At 65.1% G+C, this 13,838-nt stretch carries 23 protein-coding genes; 16 read left to right on the top strand and 7 right to left on the bottom strand.

Translation table 11 applies throughout. The features are described from left to right. The first annotated feature begins 1 nt into the window (after position 1). Genes PTQ19_RS10245 through PTQ19_RS10255 form a run of 3 tightly spaced genes read left to right on the top strand, consistent with a single transcriptional unit; the run spans position 2 to position 972 of the window. On the top strand, positions 2 to 241 hold the full coding sequence (locus PTQ19_RS10245; RefSeq protein ID WP_274367242.1) for a hypothetical protein: 240 nt from the start codon (positions 2 to 4) through the stop codon (positions 239 to 241). Further along, positions 234 to 689 (top strand): hypothetical protein, encoded by a 456-nt coding sequence (locus PTQ19_RS10250; RefSeq protein ID WP_274367243.1) that lies wholly within the window; start codon positions 234 to 236, stop codon positions 687 to 689. Before PTQ19_RS10245 ends, PTQ19_RS10250 begins: the two co-directional genes overlap by 8 nt. Then, positions 682 to 972 (top strand): hypothetical protein, encoded by a 291-nt coding sequence (locus tag PTQ19_RS10255; RefSeq protein WP_274367244.1) that lies wholly within the window; start codon positions 682 to 684, stop codon positions 970 to 972. Before PTQ19_RS10250 ends, PTQ19_RS10255 begins: the two co-directional genes overlap by 8 nt. A 5-nt stretch (positions 973 to 977) precedes the next feature. On the opposite strand, the gene PTQ19_RS10260 is transcribed toward PTQ19_RS10255, so the two are convergent. Continuing rightward, positions 978 to 1,250: a hypothetical protein gene (locus tag PTQ19_RS10260; RefSeq protein WP_274367245.1), complete on the bottom strand. Its 273-nt coding sequence runs from the start codon at positions 1,248 to 1,250 to the stop codon at positions 978 to 980. A gap of 257 nt (positions 1,251 to 1,507) precedes the next feature. On the opposite strand from PTQ19_RS10260, the gene PTQ19_RS10265 reads away from it, so the two are divergent. Continuing rightward, positions 1,508 to 2,089, top strand: coding sequence for a hypothetical protein (locus tag PTQ19_RS10265; RefSeq protein ID WP_274367246.1), 582 nt, complete (start codon positions 1,508 to 1,510; stop codon positions 2,087 to 2,089). A gap of 100 nt (positions 2,090 to 2,189) precedes the next feature. Here PTQ19_RS10265 and PTQ19_RS10270 read toward each other — a convergent pair whose 3' ends face one another. From PTQ19_RS10270 to PTQ19_RS10280, 3 genes are all read right to left on the bottom strand, one after another. Continuing rightward, complete coding sequence (locus tag PTQ19_RS10270; protein ID WP_274367247.1) at positions 2,190 to 2,747, bottom strand: hypothetical protein; 558 nt, start codon at positions 2,745 to 2,747, stop codon at positions 2,190 to 2,192. A 60-nt stretch (positions 2,748 to 2,807) separates the two neighbouring features. Next, complete coding sequence (locus tag PTQ19_RS10275; protein ID WP_274367248.1) at positions 2,808 to 3,356, bottom strand: hypothetical protein; 549 nt, start codon at positions 3,354 to 3,356, stop codon at positions 2,808 to 2,810. Between the two features lie 66 nt (positions 3,357 to 3,422). Next, positions 3,423 to 3,635, bottom strand: coding sequence for a hypothetical protein (locus PTQ19_RS10280; RefSeq protein ID WP_274367249.1), 213 nt, complete (start codon positions 3,633 to 3,635; stop codon positions 3,423 to 3,425). A gap of 57 nt (positions 3,636 to 3,692) precedes the next feature. On the opposite strand from PTQ19_RS10280, the gene PTQ19_RS10285 reads away from it, so the two are divergent. The 7 genes from PTQ19_RS10285 (at position 3,693) to PTQ19_RS10315 (ending at position 7,417) form a co-directional block, all read left to right on the top strand. Next, a complete protein-coding gene (locus tag PTQ19_RS10285) occupies positions 3,693 to 3,893 on the top strand; it encodes a hypothetical protein (protein WP_274367250.1) in 201 nt (66 codons plus the stop codon). Further along, positions 3,890 to 4,135, top strand: coding sequence for a hypothetical protein (locus PTQ19_RS10290; RefSeq protein WP_274367251.1), 246 nt, complete (start codon positions 3,890 to 3,892; stop codon positions 4,133 to 4,135). The genes PTQ19_RS10285 and PTQ19_RS10290 overlap by 4 nt, the downstream gene beginning before the upstream one ends. Further along, positions 4,135 to 4,866 carry a hypothetical protein gene (locus PTQ19_RS10295; protein ID WP_274367252.1) on the top strand — a complete coding sequence of 244 codons (732 nt, stop codon included), beginning with the start codon at positions 4,135 to 4,137 and terminating at the stop codon, positions 4,864 to 4,866. The genes PTQ19_RS10290 and PTQ19_RS10295 overlap by 1 nt, the downstream gene beginning before the upstream one ends. Then, positions 4,863 to 5,237: a hypothetical protein gene (locus PTQ19_RS10300; RefSeq protein WP_274367253.1), complete on the top strand. Its 375-nt coding sequence runs from the start codon at positions 4,863 to 4,865 to the stop codon at positions 5,235 to 5,237. Before PTQ19_RS10295 ends, PTQ19_RS10300 begins: the two co-directional genes overlap by 4 nt. 148 nt (positions 5,238 to 5,385) lie before the next feature. Beyond that, complete coding sequence (locus tag PTQ19_RS10305) at positions 5,386 to 5,538, top strand: hypothetical protein (RefSeq protein WP_274367254.1); 153 nt, start codon at positions 5,386 to 5,388, stop codon at positions 5,536 to 5,538. Between the two features lie 126 nt (positions 5,539 to 5,664). Then, positions 5,665 to 6,138 (top strand): hypothetical protein, encoded by a 474-nt coding sequence (locus tag PTQ19_RS10310; protein WP_274367255.1) that lies wholly within the window; start codon positions 5,665 to 5,667, stop codon positions 6,136 to 6,138. A 25-nt stretch (positions 6,139 to 6,163) separates the two neighbouring features. Beyond that, positions 6,164 to 7,417: a PBSX family phage terminase large subunit gene (locus PTQ19_RS10315; protein WP_274367256.1), complete on the top strand. Its 1,254-nt coding sequence runs from the start codon at positions 6,164 to 6,166 to the stop codon at positions 7,415 to 7,417. Between the two features lie 24 nt (positions 7,418 to 7,441). On the opposite strand, the gene PTQ19_RS10320 is transcribed toward PTQ19_RS10315, so the two are convergent. From PTQ19_RS10320 to PTQ19_RS10330, 3 genes are read right to left on the bottom strand one after another with little or no spacing between them, the layout of a single operon-like run. Beyond that, positions 7,442 to 7,900 carry a hypothetical protein gene (locus tag PTQ19_RS10320; protein ID WP_274367257.1) on the bottom strand — a complete coding sequence of 153 codons (459 nt, stop codon included), beginning with the start codon at positions 7,898 to 7,900 and terminating at the stop codon, positions 7,442 to 7,444. Positions 7,901 to 7,917: 17 nt separating this feature from the next. After that, positions 7,918 to 8,250 (bottom strand): hypothetical protein, encoded by a 333-nt coding sequence (locus PTQ19_RS10325; protein WP_274367258.1) that lies wholly within the window; start codon positions 8,248 to 8,250, stop codon positions 7,918 to 7,920. A 20-nt stretch (positions 8,251 to 8,270) separates the two neighbouring features. Next, positions 8,271 to 8,906 (bottom strand): hypothetical protein, encoded by a 636-nt coding sequence (locus PTQ19_RS10330; RefSeq protein WP_274367259.1) that lies wholly within the window; start codon positions 8,904 to 8,906, stop codon positions 8,271 to 8,273. Positions 8,907 to 8,988: 82 nt separating this feature from the next. Here PTQ19_RS10330 and PTQ19_RS10335 point away from each other — a divergent pair, with 82 nt between their 5' ends. The 5 genes from PTQ19_RS10335 (at position 8,989) to PTQ19_RS10355 (ending at position 13,806) form a co-directional block, all read left to right on the top strand. Further along, positions 8,989 to 9,246, top strand: coding sequence for a DUF7681 family protein (locus PTQ19_RS10335; protein WP_274367260.1), 258 nt, complete (start codon positions 8,989 to 8,991; stop codon positions 9,244 to 9,246). Continuing rightward, positions 9,243 to 9,425: a hypothetical protein gene (locus tag PTQ19_RS10340; protein ID WP_274367261.1), complete on the top strand. Its 183-nt coding sequence runs from the start codon at positions 9,243 to 9,245 to the stop codon at positions 9,423 to 9,425. Before PTQ19_RS10335 ends, PTQ19_RS10340 begins: the two co-directional genes overlap by 4 nt. 103 nt (positions 9,426 to 9,528) lie before the next feature. Continuing rightward, a complete protein-coding gene (locus PTQ19_RS10345; RefSeq protein WP_274367262.1) occupies positions 9,529 to 10,089 on the top strand; it encodes a hypothetical protein in 561 nt (186 codons plus the stop codon). A 378-nt stretch (positions 10,090 to 10,467) separates the two neighbouring features. Next, entirely contained in the window at positions 10,468 to 12,102 is a 1,635-nt protein-coding gene (locus tag PTQ19_RS10350; RefSeq protein WP_274367263.1) for a phage portal protein, read from the top strand. 114 nt (positions 12,103 to 12,216) lie between these two features. Then, positions 12,217 to 13,806 carry a phage minor capsid protein gene (locus PTQ19_RS10355; protein ID WP_274367264.1) on the top strand — a complete coding sequence of 530 codons (1,590 nt, stop codon included), beginning with the start codon at positions 12,217 to 12,219 and terminating at the stop codon, positions 13,804 to 13,806. The last annotated feature ends 32 nt before the right edge of the window (positions 13,807 to 13,838 follow it).

Here is a 13,838-nt window from a genome sequence, read left to right on the forward strand (position 1 = left end):
GATGAGCGACGAGAAGGAATCCCGAGCAGGTCGCTGGGACAGCACGGTGCGCCGCGCGGCAATCTCATCGACCAACTACCGCGGCTTCACCCTGGGCGACCTGCGCAAACTCGTGATCGCAGCCGAGGGCATGGGTGATGACGCCGAGGTGACGGTGGAGGAGCCGACCGCACATCTCATGCGGAAGGACGAATGGAACTTCAAGCGGATGCGGGTACACGAGGAGGTTTCCGATGACTGATCTGGATTTGGACGCCCTGGAGGCGGTAGCACGAGCAGCAACACCAGGGCCGTGGGAGTGGGAGCCGCCTGTCGAGGAAACCTGGACACTGGGGCAAGAGTCGTTGGTGACTGTCGACCATGGCGAGGACGGATACCCAGAGGAAGTGCTCAGCGGGTGGGGGCACGACGCGAGCGGCACCGACGCGTCCGACGAGGACCGTGCACACATCGCCGCGTTCGATCCGCCCACCACGCTCGCCCTGATCGCCCGCGTGAAGGAAGCCGAGCGGAAGCAGGCCGAGGCCGAATCCGAGCGTGACTCGATCATCGCGGCGGTCGAAGCGATCGAACCGATGTGGCCGCGCGGCATGTACGGCTGCCCACAGGACATGTTCGGGCGAGCTCAGATCCGCGCCGTGCTGTCCCGCCACAAGCCCTCAACAGAGAACGGGAGCGAACATGCCTGACCACAAGGAGCGAGTCACGATCACCGACGCTCTCGGCTGGGATTGTGTCGAGGGTGAATGCGAGCACATCGATGAGGACGGCCAACCGGAAGACTGGTCGGCCTGCCCGAAGATCACGATAGAGGTCTGCGTCGACTGTATGGACGAACGCGAGTTCGGCCGCGATCCCCGGTTCTGGGAGGAACTGGTGTCACACACCGAGCCGCCGATGCCCGACCCCGTACCGGAACCGGCGATCTTCAAGCCGAGTCCAGATCGCGAGGACGGGAGCGCAGAGCGATGAGCACGCTACGCGTCGCTCTTGAACGACGAAGCCATGCGGTCCATCGCGTTCCGCAGCTTCGCCTGGTGGACTTCCGCCTCGAGCTCGTTCGCCGGCCAGTCCCGGAGCGCGGCGACCGTAACACGGCCACATCGCGCCGTTTCCACCGGCCTGCCGAGCGCACGCGCCGCAGCACGCGCTCGCTTTCGCCATTCGGCGGCCTCGGCATCGTCCTCGATGGCACGCTGGGCGCCGCCCTTCAAGCGCAGTTCCTTCGTCAACTGCTCCACAGAATCCATGCCCACCAAGCTACCGCCGGGAGTCCCAATGCCTGAGCCGAAAGAATGGGTGACAATTCGCGAAGCCTCGGTCCTCGTCGGCCGCCACGTCTCCCAGATCTACAGGTGGATCGACGCCGGCCGCCTCGCAACCCGCACCAACGCCAACGGCGTGACACAGGTCATGTCCAAGGCCGTCCTACGCATCGAACCCTCGGTGCGGCGCGGGAGGCCCCGCGGGGCGGCTGAACGTCGATGAGGTGTGGGAGCATCGGCGCATGACTGAAACCGGAATCGTGGCGCTCGTCGGTGTCGCTGCAACGCTTCTCAGCGGCCTCGGCGCCGCATGGCTCACGAACCGCAGCGCACGCCAACGAGACCTCGACCAGCGCTCGATGACGCTGCAACGAGAAATCCGGACGCTCGTGGTCGGCGTCTTGATCGCTGCGCGCGGCTGGGGCGGAGCCACAACCGGCCTCTCCACTGGACTCTCGCTCTCGAAATCGAAAGAGCAGTTCTCCAAGAACCTTCTCGACCTTCTGGACAACTCCACGTCGGGCGAAGACTTCCAGCGCTTCGGGGATGACTTGCACGCCAAGCTGACGGACCTGCAGCTCCTCGTCGCCGACGGCTCATTGGCCGAGGTCGTCGACGAGATGAACGATAAAATGCTCAAGTTCTGGGAGGAAGTGCTTTCCCCCATGTCTGCCAACCTCTCCGGTGCGCATCCAGATCAAGCGATACGGATGAAGCTGGCCTCGGAGTTCACCGATGCATGGCTTGCGCTGATCCGAAGGCTTGAAGAAACCGCCCGCAAGGAAATCCCCCGGATCAATGGTCCTCGTGTCGCGGCCCGGTGACGTGCATTAATTCGCGAAACACGCAACGATAGAACGTAGATGGTGGATCACTCCGCCCAGAACGAAGCCCCGGCTCTCACAGGAGAACACCGGGCTTCGCCTACTCAACGACGGCTGGGTTGGGATCATCTTGCACTTCACCATCGACCGCGTCGCCCCAGTTGCTCGTAAAGGTTACGGAGCTCTTGTTCAGGCCGCTGGCGTGGATGAGCTTGAACGGTTTCAGCGCTGACATGGGCAAGGATCCGCGGTGCCACGCGATGAGCATCCTTCCTGCATTCGCGATGACCAGAGCGCGAGCGCCTCGATTGGTCTTGAACGTTCCAGCGTAGGACCCAACGCCGTGCAGGAAGTTGTCGACGGGCGCTTCATCCGCCGAGAGCAAGGAAGTCAGCTGCGAGAGCGCCAGGTTGAAATCGGCTGATCGCTCAGGCGTATCTGCTGCCTTGCGCACCGCAGCGTTCGCTACCCGCTGCGACGCGTCGATCCACTCAATAATCGCGGCTCGGCGCCGTTCTCGAAACTCGGATGCCTCACTCCGCGTGCGTTCCCACTTCGGGCCCAGATAGGTCGTTAGTAGGGAAGTCGCACCACCCACAATGGCTCCGATCAGGCCTGCCCCACCGGCGACCAGAGCAATGAGCACAGCTTCAGTCATGGTCACAGCATCCCAGATGCCGACACCATCGCCACCCTCACAAGGTTGCCGGGTATTCAATCACTCCAACTGTCCCATCACCAGCGAATCGACTGACACCGCGCGCTGATTCCACAGCACGATTCCCTGACGGACGAAGCCCACGATGGGGATCACCTTCGCGAGGGTGACGGGCGTTCTCCGGCCGAGTTTCTCAAGCTCGGCCATCTGCGCCGCGAACCACACGTGAAGCTCTTCGTCCGCTTCCGAGGTCGAATAGACGTCAATCTGAGCCAGCGCCTCCGCTCGACGAAGATGCAGCTCCGTTTCAAGATCGGCGTAGTGCGGCTCATTGCTCGCAAATCGTTCCATCACTGCAAGGGCCCTGAGCATCGACAGGGCAACCTCGGCCCGCGCTTCCTCCGCGCGCTGTATCGATGCCTGAACCCCGCGCTCCTCATCCCGTGCGGCCGCCTCACTCGCGATAACAGTCGCCCGCCGACCATTCCGATACGCCAGCCAAGCCAAAACGCTCGAAACGACCACGGAGCTAGCCGTGACCGCGACCATCCACCAATCGGCCTCATGCGGACCAAAACTGACGGGGAACGCGGCGGCGGCACAAATCACCCCCTCAGCATCCCAGACATCCGGCCCAGCAGCCGCACGTGACCGTGTCCAGGCAACCCGCGATCGTTAGGACTTGCCGATCTGGTGGACCCGACCCCTGGTCACGCCCAGGACGTCGGCGATAGCAGTAGGGCTGTAGTTCATGGCGAGCATGCCTCGCACGAACTCATCTCGCGCGCGGATCGCTCCGGCGAGCGCGGCTTCTTTCTCCGCAATGTTCTCCTGGTGCGCGTTGAGCGTCTCGATGTTGACCTGTTTCAGATCGGTGAGCTTCGCCATGCGTATAGAGTACATCGCCGGTTGACACCAACTGTATAGCGTCGCTACACTCTATACATGAGCTCCGCAACTATCGCCGCCGCTTTCGCGCAGTGCATCAGCGCCGAGATCGAGAACCATGCCCCCCTCGACTTCGAGACCGTCTTCGAGATCGCTTCCGAGCATGTAGACCCGGAATCGCTCAATGCACTCGCCCGGGTTGAGCGCCTCGCCGAAGCCCTCGACCAGATGCTGAAATCCGCGAGGGCGCTCGCATGACCGCCCTCGCCGCCGGCCAGTCCGTCACCTTTCAGGGCCGCCCCTCCACCGTCGTCGCGGTCAAGGGCGACATCGTCACCATCAGCAGCTATGCCGGCGTCGTGATGATCGGCGCCGACCACCCGGACCTGTCCACCGACCTCGCGGACTGGCGGCGCGCTCGACTCGAGCAAGCATCAGCCCGCGGTGAAGTCGTCAAGCTCACCGGACCGCGCTCAATCAGCACCCCGTGGGAGTCGTGATGCCGACCATCATCAAGGGCCAACCAACCTCCGCCGAGATCCGCGACCACCTCAAGGCCGAAGGTCGACCGGTGCTCGTCGCCTTCTCCGGCGGGAAGGATGCGATCGCCACCGAGCTCGCCCTGCAGGACGCCGGGATCGAAACCGTCCTCGCGCACCTCTACTACATCCCCGGCCGCACACCTGGGCGCACACTCGACTTCGTAGAGCAAGGCCTCACCGACCTCGAAAAGGCGCTCGGCAAGCCGATCCACCGCTACCCGCACCCGTCGTTCTACCGCTGGCTCAACAACTTCGTCTTCCAGCCACCAGAGCGCTGCGAGGTCATCGAAGCGGCCAGACTCCCGATCCCCGACTATGCGACCATGTGGACCTTCATCCGCGAAGACCTCGGCCTCGCCCCCGACACCTGGATCGCCGATGGCGTCCGCGCATCCGACAGCATCGTCCGCCGCGCGAGCTTCACCCGCCACGGCATCATGAAACCGAAGGACCGCAAGGTGTCTGCCGTCGCAGACTGGCTCAAGGGCGAAGTACTCGACCGCATCGCCGCCGCGAACATCAACCTCCCCGTCGACTACGAACTGTTCGGCCGATCCTTCGACGGCATCGACCTTCGATTCCTGAAACCGATCAGCGAGCGGTTCCCAGATGACTTCGCCCGCATCCTCGACTGGTTCCCCCTCGCCGACCTCGAGCTCTTCCGCGCCAACATGGAGACGAACCGATGACCCGCGATTCTTCCGGGCTCTCCGGCCCCCGCAAGCGCCCAGGATCCGGCCGCTCCGCCGGCGGACTCTCCGGGCGCCGACCCAAGTACACCCCCGAGCCCGATCCGCTCGCCTCCGTCGAGTACACCGGCAAGCTCGCAGAAGACGCGGCCGCCGAGTTCACCGCACTCGAGCATGGGTACCGGAACCGCGCCAAGGCGGAATCCGACCGGTTCAAGCGCGCGACCGACAACGAGTACTGGTTCGCAGTCTGCTTCGACTCCCGCGAGGAGAAAGAGCGCTTCCTCGAACGCGCCGGACTCATCGCCCACGGGGACAAGTACCTCGACGGTCGTTTCGTCGCCGACAGCCTCGGCGTCAACCTCGACTGATCCACCGTGAGGAGGTGACACCATGCGTGACCGCTTCCGCAACATCGCCCGCGGCATCCGCACCGCCTTCCGCGCCTCCCAGGCCCGACGCGCCGCATCCGCATCCGCTGGCCGCTCGTCCGGCTCCTGACCCGAGGAGACACCCCTCATGCGAAACCGATCCATTGCGCAGTACATCGGCGGTGGCATCGCCGCAGCCGAAGGCTTCGCGAACCTCGCGAGCGGCACCGGCTTCTCCGGACGCCGCACCGGCACACGCCGTGCAGCATCCGCCCGAGCAGGCCGATCCTCCGGCAGCTAATCCCGCACTGCAACACCAGAGCCCCCAGGACGACACCCGATCTCCTGGGGGCTCTGCCATGCCCGGCCAGGCGTCGAGCATCCCCCACTGACCCGCCAGGCGCGGTGAAGCGAAAGAGGCAACCCCATGGTGAATGAAACCGACCGGCGAGCAACAGCAGCCGAGAAGCGCAAGCAGGCGCTCGACCTTCGGCGCGCCGGATGGGGCTACCAAGAGATCGCGGACGAGGTCGGATGGGCCAACAAGGGCACCGCCCACACCCAGGTCCAGAAGGCGATCAAGGAAATCACCCGCGAGTCCGCGACCGAGCTCCTCGAACTCGAACTCTCCCGCCTGGACGACATGTTCGCTGGCCTGTACGAGGCCGCACGTGGAGGCGACAACTACTCCGTCGACCGGGCACTCAAGATCATGGACCAGCGCGCACGCCTCCTCGGTCTGTACGAGAAGAAACCCGAAGACGGTGCCGCCGATGTCCGTGCCGCAGTCGCCGGGTTCGTGACGACCATGGCCTCTGCTCTGCGGGGCGATGACTACGGGCAGGTGACCGATGACTCCTCCGGCACCGAGCACGATTCAGCTTCCGAGCCTGGGCCGTAATCAGGTCCGCTCGCTGAACGCATGCTTGCAGGACGGGGCTACGTTCAACCTGTGGGAGGGATCGATTCGTGCGGGGAAGACGTACGTCTCCGTGCTCGCGTTCCTGTTGGCTGTCGCTCAGATCGAGGGCGACTCTAACGGACAGCTGCTCATCGTCGGGAAGAACCTCGGCTCGATCTACCGCAACTTCTTCCAGACGATCGAGACTTCTGAGGGTCTGCGGGCGTTCCGTCATGTGGTGAAGTACCGGCAGAACGCGCCGACGGCTCACATCTTCGGCCGCGAGGTGCAGGTCATCGGTATCAATGACTCTCGCGCTGAGGGCAAGATCCGAGGCATGACGGTCCTGCTCGTCTACGTCGACGAGGCGACTGTCATCGAGGAGACCGCGTTCAAGCAGGTCCTCAACCGCATGTCGCTGGACGATTCGAAGCTGTTCGCGACGACGAACCCGGATTCCCCCGCCCACTGGCTCAAGACCGACTTCATCGACCGGATGCTGCACCTGCCCGACTGGCGCCGCTACCACTTCATGATGGACGACAACCCGTCCCTGTCCGAGACGGTGAAAGCACGGCTGCGGTCGCAATACACGGGCCTCTGGTACCGCCGGCAGATTCTCGGTGAGTGGGTGTCCGCTGAGGGCGCGATCTACGGCATGTGGGATCCGTCCCGCCACATCCGCCCCTGGGCAACGGTCCCGTCGATGCACCGCCTCCTTGGCGTCGGCCTCGACTTCGGCACCAACAACCCGTCGACGGGGCTTCTGCTCGGCGTCTCGAAGGAGAAGCAGCAGAACGGCCGCTACGGCTCCCGCCTGTGGCTGATCGACGAGTGGCGGCACGACGCCCGCAAGGACGAAGCCGCGATGCTGTCTCCGTCCCAGCAGGCGCGCTTGTTCCGTGACTGGCTGCACCGCGACCATCTCCCCTACGAGACGGCTCTCCGACCGGAGTTCATCATCGTTGACCCCGCCGCGATCCACTTCCAGAAGGAACTCAACCTGCTGGACATCCCAACGGCCGGCGGCCTGAACAACGTCTCGTACGGGATCAGCACGGTCGCGTCGCTACTCGCGGAGGATCAGTTGGTCGTCACCGATCGGTGTGCGGGCTGGACGTCCGAGGCGCCGGGCTACTCGTGGGATTCGAAGGCGGCACTGAATGGCCAGGACGTCCCCGTGAAGGTCAACGACCACTCACTGGACGGCGGCCGGTACGTGATCGCGACGACCGAGACGATGTGGCGACCGATGCTGAACTGGGGACTCGCGGCCTGACCGGAGCGCTCGGGAGGTGGTTTCTCACATCCCTGGCTGGCGTGGCCTCCCTTTGTACTCGTACTCTTCGACCTGTCCAGCGGGGCTCGACCAGTGAACGAAGAAAGGTGGGTCAGTGAAGAGCATCAACTCAACAGCCAGACCTCCCGTCATCTCGGTGGTGAAGGTCGCGGTTGCAGTCCCGTTGACGGCGATGTCACCAAGAGAATGCGCCCGCCTCTCCTGATTGTGGGTGAACACGAGCGTGACCTGCTTGGCGGGCGTCAAGCCGACATTCGTGAGCGCGAAAACGACACTATTGTCCTCAGCGGTCTCATAACTGCCCTTCCATACGACATCGCGGAACTCCCGCTCACGTGCATCGATCCCGGCTTGCAGATCGAGCGCTTTGTCTGACGTGATGTTCGCAGCCCTCGCGTACCAGAGTGAGAACCCCGATGCGGCAACGGCCAGCACAGCGACGACGAATCCAGCGATCTCCATGCCGCCGAGCGTAGCGCCTAGCCGCGCTTGGGGCGGCGGAGCGTGTACCACGGCCGTCGCGTGTACCGCTCCTTGTTCACGATCTCCCACCCGTCAGCGAGCAACCGCTCGAGCTCCTTCTGATCGGGGTGCGAGGTGCCGAGGAACCCGGAATCCCACAGCTTGATCCGTTTCGTCTCGAACGCCGGCGCGGACTGGATCGGGGCTGACGGTGCCGCTGTCGCCGCACGATGCGCGGCTTGCGCCTGCGCTGCGTTGGCGGCCGCATCGTCCGGAATGTGCACGCCACGACGCCGCGCGGCTTCTTCTGCCGGCGTCATTCCGCGCGGCTTGCTACTGAACAGGCCCATGCCCACAGGGTAGCGGCCATCTAGCTGCTGAGGTTGGCTATGCCAAGAACGACGGTCGCAAGCAAGGTCAGGCTGCCTACGATGAGCCCCCACACGAGGATCGTGCGGTCCTTTCCTGCGTCGTCCTCTCGACTTCGAGCATCGCTGGTCATGTGATCCAACTGATCCTGCTGAATGCGCAACAGTTGGGTGAGCCCAGCCGCTACAACACTCTCCGCGGCGTCATGCACCTCCGCAACGGTTATCTCAGGCGGAGCATCACTTGAGAAATCAACCTCGACGCCAGTCTGCGGCACGTCAACAGCCAGCGGAGGGTCAAACATCACTCGCGAGACCGCGCGGTTGTTCGAGCGGACCAGATTTTCGAGCGCTGAGCCGTACGACGTTTGTCCAGACTCCCTGAATGCTGTCGCAACTGGGTCCAGCGCCTTGCGTGCCCACTCGCCGAACTCGGCCTGGTACTTCTGGCCGAGTGCGGCGCTTTGTGATTGGAACGCAGCAGTGAACGGCGACATCATCCGCTGGCCGGCGATGACGGCTGCCTCATGCAGCGGATGCTGAGGGTCCGCTTCGATCTTCGCGACATCTGCCAAGGGCATGTTCCAGAGCTTCCACACTGCCCGCATGTGTTCCTGATCGCGCTCATCGTCGGTCATGGCTCCGAGCGTATCGTCCACTCGCTTCCCGGCACGGCGCCGGGTCACCCCGCAGAGCCGGGGACAACCAAAGGAGATGATCATGGCAGAGTCCAAGCGTCCCGAACCGACCGCCGAGGACCGCGCACGCGCACGGTTCATCACCGCCTCCACTGGCCAGCCACCGACCGATGAGCAGCGCGACGCCGTCCGACAGCTCAGCAACCTCGTTGTCGAGCTCGCCGTCGCGATCGAGGAACTCACGCCCCGATCCCGGAACCAGTCCCTCGCGCTGACCGCGCTGGAGGACGTGCAGATGCGCGCGAACCGTGCGATCTTCGCTACGGGGCCGAGCGCATGACCACGCACCGCAAGCGCGAATCGGTCGACGTGATGGCCCGCGTGATCGTCGGTGTGATCATCCTCGCCCTCGTCGCCGGCGTCGTCGGCGTCCGCCTTGCCATCACGGGCGGGGACGTCGGGTGCGTGTTCGCTCAGGATCCGGCGCTGTGCGTCGCGCTGAAGGGAGTCGAACGATGATCCGCCGTCTGCTCGTGGCGCTCTCCACCCGACGTTGCCGGGGTTGCTGGGCCTCTTCGCCGCACACGCATCACCTGACGTGGATCGGCCGCCGGAGGTACACGTGAGTGCCCCGGAGCGGTTCCGCAAGAAGCCGGTCGAGATTGAGGCGATGTGGCTCGGCGCGTATATGGACTCTCAGGCGATCGTCAATTGGATCAGGGCAAACGGCGGAGAGGCTTCGGCGTACAACACCGACGGCGGAACCGGTCCCGTCGCTCTGTTCATCCACACACTCGAAGGACAGATGCGGGCGGACATCGGCGACTGGATCATCCGGGGCGTGCAGGGCGAGTTCTACCCGTGCAAGCCGGACATCTTCGAGCAGACGTATCAGCGGCCGTCGGCGGCGACCCCAGCCGTAAAGCAGACTCCGCTGCAGCGCCTTGACGACGCCATTCACAACTTCGTGGAGCAGACCGGCGGCGAGGGGAAAACCGTAAGCGGTTGGGTGCTCGGCACCGCAACATCGCGGATCGATTTCTCGGATGATGATCTGCTCCCTCTCCGTAGCGGTGAGACGTACGCGATCGGCCCGCAGACAGCCGTCGTGACCGCTGCCGGTCTCGCCCGATTCCTGTCGGTCACTATCGAGCACGCCATGCTCGACGCGAACGACGACTGAACGTCCAGAGGCTGTCTCCTCCCCGGTTTGAGGGTCGCATCCACCCGAGAAGACGAGAACGGATGCACTGCGCGCGCCAGGAACTGGCACAGACTGCCACCCGGTGCGAGTCGGGTCGCGCGCACCAACCAGGCGAGGAGGTGGACCCCGTGAGCTGGATGCAATTCGAATGCCCCGGATGCGGCGAACCCGTCCCGTCACTGTTCGGGAGCATCTTCCACTGCGACCCGTACGAACCGATCGACGAGATCGACCCCACAGACCAGGGAGGGGCGTCAACGCGGCTCGAGAATCCCGCGAAGGCTCCCACGAAGCCGAACCTCCGCTGAGGACTACCTGCGCCCCTCCCCCACACGATCCCCGGAAGGGAGCCCCATCATGCCGCTGCCCACCGGGAACGTCACATGGCCACCGGCCGAGTTCAAGGACTACTTCGACATGCTCGCCGTGTTCGATGGCTGGTATGTCGGTGACATCGCGGGACTGACCGAGAAGTACCAGTCGCAGCCGATCACCCACGCCGCCCAGTACAACGGCGGTCTCGTCGGGTTCGGTGCCCGCGCTTGGCTCGGCAAGCCCCCGAGGCAGGGCGAGAGCCGCGCGCGACTGCACATCCCGCTCGCGCCGGACATCGCGACGCTCTCGGCCGACTACCTGTTCTCCGAGGCTCCCCGTGTGGTCCTTCCCGGTGAGCGCTCTGAGAACGGCAACACTCCCCGCGACCGGATGCAGGATCGCGCGGAGAAGGTCATCAACACTCCCGCGTTCCACTCGCTACTGCTTGAGGCCGGTGAGGTGGCATCCGCGCTCGGCGGCACGTACCTGCGACTCGTCTGGGACACCGAGAACCTCAAGGCTGTGCGCGCCGAAGCCGTGCACGCGGACGCCGCAATCCCGACGTTCCGGTACGGGCAGCTCCACGAGGTCACGTTCTGGTCGGAGATCGCCGAGGACGACGGGAAGGTGTGGCGCCACCTGGAGCACCACTCCCATGGACTCATCGAGCATGGCCTGTTCGAGGGCACGAAGGGGAAGCTCGGACGCCGTGTCCCGGTCACTGAGCGCCCCGAAACCAAATGGCTGGCACCGCTGCTCGCGAACGAGTCATCTGCGCTCGCGACCGGCGTGGAAGGGCTGACGGCCGCGTACGTACCGAACATGCGCCCGAACAAGCTGTTCCGCAAGAAACCGCACCTCGCACCCCTCGGCATCTCCGACTTCACCGACATCGTGCAGCTGTTCGATGCGGTCGATGAGGTGTGGTCGTCGTGGATGCGAGATATCCGCATCGCGAAGGCCCGCATCGTCGTCGCGAAGCAGTACCTCGAAGCCGGTGCATCGTTCGGCTCGGGCGCGAGCTTCGACTACGACCGCGAAGTGTACGAGGGCATGGCCACGCTCACTGGCCCCGGCGGCCAGGAGTTCGGCTTCCATGCCCACCAGTTCGAGATCCGTGTCGAGCAGCATGCCGCCACGGTCAAGGACCTCCGCGACCAGGCAATGCGCTCTGCCGGCTGGACCCCGGGCAGCATCGGTGGCTCTGAGGCCGGGCTACGCACGGCGACCGAGATCAAGTCCGATGATCGGCTCTCTGAACGCACCCGTGACAAGAAGATCAACTACTGGAAGACGCTCGCACCGTTCTTCTTGACCTGGCTGCAGTTGGACGCAGAGCTCTATGGCGGCGAGAAGCCGAAGGATGAGCCGGAGTTCCGGTTCCCCGCGGAAGCGCAAGCCGATCAGGAAGCGATGTCCCGCACGAACCAGATGCTGTTCGCGTCACAGTCCGCGTCGATCGAAACACGTGTGCGGTTGCAGCATCCCGAGTGGGACGGCCCGACCGTGAATACCGAGGTCGACAAGATCAAGGCCGAGTTCGGTGTCGGAGCCTCTGCGGACCCGACGAAAGTCGGCGCCGTGCACGACGCGACCGACCCGTCATCGGAGGATGTCGCCCGGATGCGTGACCGGATGGCGCGCGAGGCCGCCGGCGAGACACCGGAGGAGCCGTGACTGCAGCGCTGACGCTCTGTGCGTTCGCCGCCATCTGTGGATTCGTCTGGGGGCTGGTCACAGGGCTGATCGACGGATGGCGGGCCTCACGCCGCCGCTGAGCGGAGGTGACCCATGGCCGGGTTCTCCCCCGAGCATGACGACTACCAGTCGCTCGTGTATCGGATCGCCGCTCAGGTGGCGGGCACGTTCGCTGATGCCGAGACACGGCTTCTCGCAGCGATCGCCCGCCGCCTGATCCGCGACCTCCCCGAGTACCCGGACCTCGCCGAGCGACTCCGCATCGTGCGAGAGCTCGAAGGCGTCGCCGCGGCACTTACGGAGGGCATCACCCGCGAGTACGCCGAGGGGATCGTCGCCCGCGCGGCCAGGGAGGGCGCGGCTTCCGTCGTCCAACTCCCGGCGGTTCCGCCGCTGGTTGGCGTGTCCACCCAGAGTGCACTCGCCGCTGCGCTCGTCGCGTACGACCTCGGCAACGCCTTCGCCGACATGCGCGCCAGGATCCTCCGCTACCCCCGCGACGCGATGGGCCAGTTCGTCGTCGGCGGCGACGTGTACCAGCAGGTCATCGCGAACCATGTCGGCCAGGTGCCCTTGGGAATGCCCTCTGACCTGGCACGCAAGGCCGCACTGCACGAGTTCCTTGAGCGCGGCGTCACCGGCTTCACCGACATCGCGGGACGCAACTGGCGCATCGGCACGTACACGGAGATGGCTACTCGCACGGCCGTGTCCCGCGCGTACGACGACGCGAAGATGTACCGGGCAGGGCAGGTTGGAATCGACCTGTTCAGCGTGCTCGGTGGGAACGCCGCGTGCGAGCCCTGCGCGTCATGGTTCGGGAAGATCATCGCCCGCACCGGCCCGACCGGCCCTCGGCTCGTCCCGCACGCGTTCGAGGATCGCATGATCACCGTCAACGTCGCCGGCACGTTCGAGGACTGGCGGGCGTCCGGCGCCAAGCACCCGAACTGTGCGTGCATGCCCGTGGAGTACCTTCCCGGCTTCCAGATCCCCGTCTCGGCATCCGGCTATGATCCTGCAGCTCACGCCGCCCGCACCCGGCTACGAGAGCTGGAGGTGAGCGAACGCGACGCGAAACGGAAGCTGGAGATCGCGACGGCCGCCGGCGACACCGCGAAGGCAAACCGGCAGCAACGTCGAATCCTCGCGATCCAGAAGGCGACACGCGAGCACGTCGCCGCGACCGGTCAGCGCCGCCGCTACAACCGCGCGCAGGTCCGCTTCGCCGACGGCCACCCGCCGGACGCCGGCGCGGGCCCCGCTGAGCGGATACTCCGCCCGGTGTCAGCGGGCACCCGAGTAGCACCCCACGTGCCCACCGGACTCCCGCTGCAGGACCACGAGGTCGCGACCGCGAATCGCCTCGCCGATGTCGGGCTGCGTGTCCGCTTCCGCGAGATCGACAACCGGCCCGGGGTGAAGAACATCGACGTGACCATCGACAGCCAACTGTGGGAGCTCAAGAGCCCCCGCGGCGCGGGGGCGAGCACCATCTCCAACCAGCTGCACCGTGCGAAGGAACAGGGTGCGTCCCGCGTAGTCCTGGACACCGCGCGAACGCCGCTCGACGACTCCGCAGTGCTCGATGAGATGCGCCGGCGGTTCGAGCACAACATCTGGTGGAAGTCGATGATCCACATCGCCCGCGACGGGACCGTCACCCGCATCCAGCGCAACTGACACGACGAAGGCGGCCCGGCTGTCCTAGTGAA

It is taken from the genome of Microbacterium esteraromaticum, assembly GCF_028747645.1.
In the GTDB taxonomy this organism is placed as follows: Bacteria; Actinomycetota; Actinomycetes; order Actinomycetales; family Microbacteriaceae; genus Microbacterium; species Microbacterium esteraromaticum_C.

Excerpts from the sequence above, each read along its gene's own strand:
- PTQ19_RS10245 (WP_274367242.1), top strand. The coding sequence starts at position 2 with ATGAGCGACGAGAAGGAATCCCGAGCAGGTCGCTGGGACAGCACGGTG.
- PTQ19_RS10250 (WP_274367243.1), top strand. The coding sequence starts at position 234 with ATGACTGATCTGGATTTGGACGCCCTGGAGGCGGTAGCACGAGCAGCA.
- PTQ19_RS10255 (WP_274367244.1), top strand. The coding sequence starts at position 682 with ATGCCTGACCACAAGGAGCGAGTCACGATCACCGACGCTCTCGGCTGG.
- PTQ19_RS10260 (WP_274367245.1), bottom strand. The coding sequence starts at position 1,250 with ATGGATTCTGTGGAGCAGTTGACGAAGGAACTGCGCTTGAAGGGCGGC.
- PTQ19_RS10265 (WP_274367246.1), top strand. The coding sequence starts at position 1,508 with ATGACTGAAACCGGAATCGTGGCGCTCGTCGGTGTCGCTGCAACGCTT.
- PTQ19_RS10270 (WP_274367247.1), bottom strand. The coding sequence starts at position 2,747 with ATGACTGAAGCTGTGCTCATTGCTCTGGTCGCCGGTGGGGCAGGCCTG.
- PTQ19_RS10280 (WP_274367249.1), bottom strand. The coding sequence starts at position 3,635 with ATGGCGAAGCTCACCGATCTGAAACAGGTCAACATCGAGACGCTCAAC.
- PTQ19_RS10285 (WP_274367250.1), top strand. The coding sequence starts at position 3,693 with ATGAGCTCCGCAACTATCGCCGCCGCTTTCGCGCAGTGCATCAGCGCC.
- PTQ19_RS10290 (WP_274367251.1), top strand. The coding sequence starts at position 3,890 with ATGACCGCCCTCGCCGCCGGCCAGTCCGTCACCTTTCAGGGCCGCCCC.
- PTQ19_RS10295 (WP_274367252.1), top strand. The coding sequence starts at position 4,135 with ATGCCGACCATCATCAAGGGCCAACCAACCTCCGCCGAGATCCGCGAC.
- PTQ19_RS10300 (WP_274367253.1), top strand. The coding sequence starts at position 4,863 with ATGACCCGCGATTCTTCCGGGCTCTCCGGCCCCCGCAAGCGCCCAGGA.
- PTQ19_RS10305 (WP_274367254.1), top strand. The coding sequence starts at position 5,386 with ATGCGAAACCGATCCATTGCGCAGTACATCGGCGGTGGCATCGCCGCA.
- PTQ19_RS10310 (WP_274367255.1), top strand. The coding sequence starts at position 5,665 with ATGGTGAATGAAACCGACCGGCGAGCAACAGCAGCCGAGAAGCGCAAG.
- PTQ19_RS10320 (WP_274367257.1), bottom strand. The coding sequence starts at position 7,900 with ATGGAGATCGCTGGATTCGTCGTCGCTGTGCTGGCCGTTGCCGCATCG.
- PTQ19_RS10325 (WP_274367258.1), bottom strand. The coding sequence starts at position 8,250 with ATGGGCCTGTTCAGTAGCAAGCCGCGCGGAATGACGCCGGCAGAAGAA.
- PTQ19_RS10330 (WP_274367259.1), bottom strand. The coding sequence starts at position 8,906 with ATGACCGACGATGAGCGCGATCAGGAACACATGCGGGCAGTGTGGAAG.
- PTQ19_RS10335 (WP_274367260.1), top strand. The coding sequence starts at position 8,989 with ATGGCAGAGTCCAAGCGTCCCGAACCGACCGCCGAGGACCGCGCACGC.
- PTQ19_RS10340 (WP_274367261.1), top strand. The coding sequence starts at position 9,243 with ATGACCACGCACCGCAAGCGCGAATCGGTCGACGTGATGGCCCGCGTG.
- PTQ19_RS10350 (WP_274367263.1), top strand. The coding sequence starts at position 10,468 with ATGCCGCTGCCCACCGGGAACGTCACATGGCCACCGGCCGAGTTCAAG.
- PTQ19_RS10355 (WP_274367264.1), top strand. The coding sequence starts at position 12,217 with ATGGCCGGGTTCTCCCCCGAGCATGACGACTACCAGTCGCTCGTGTAT.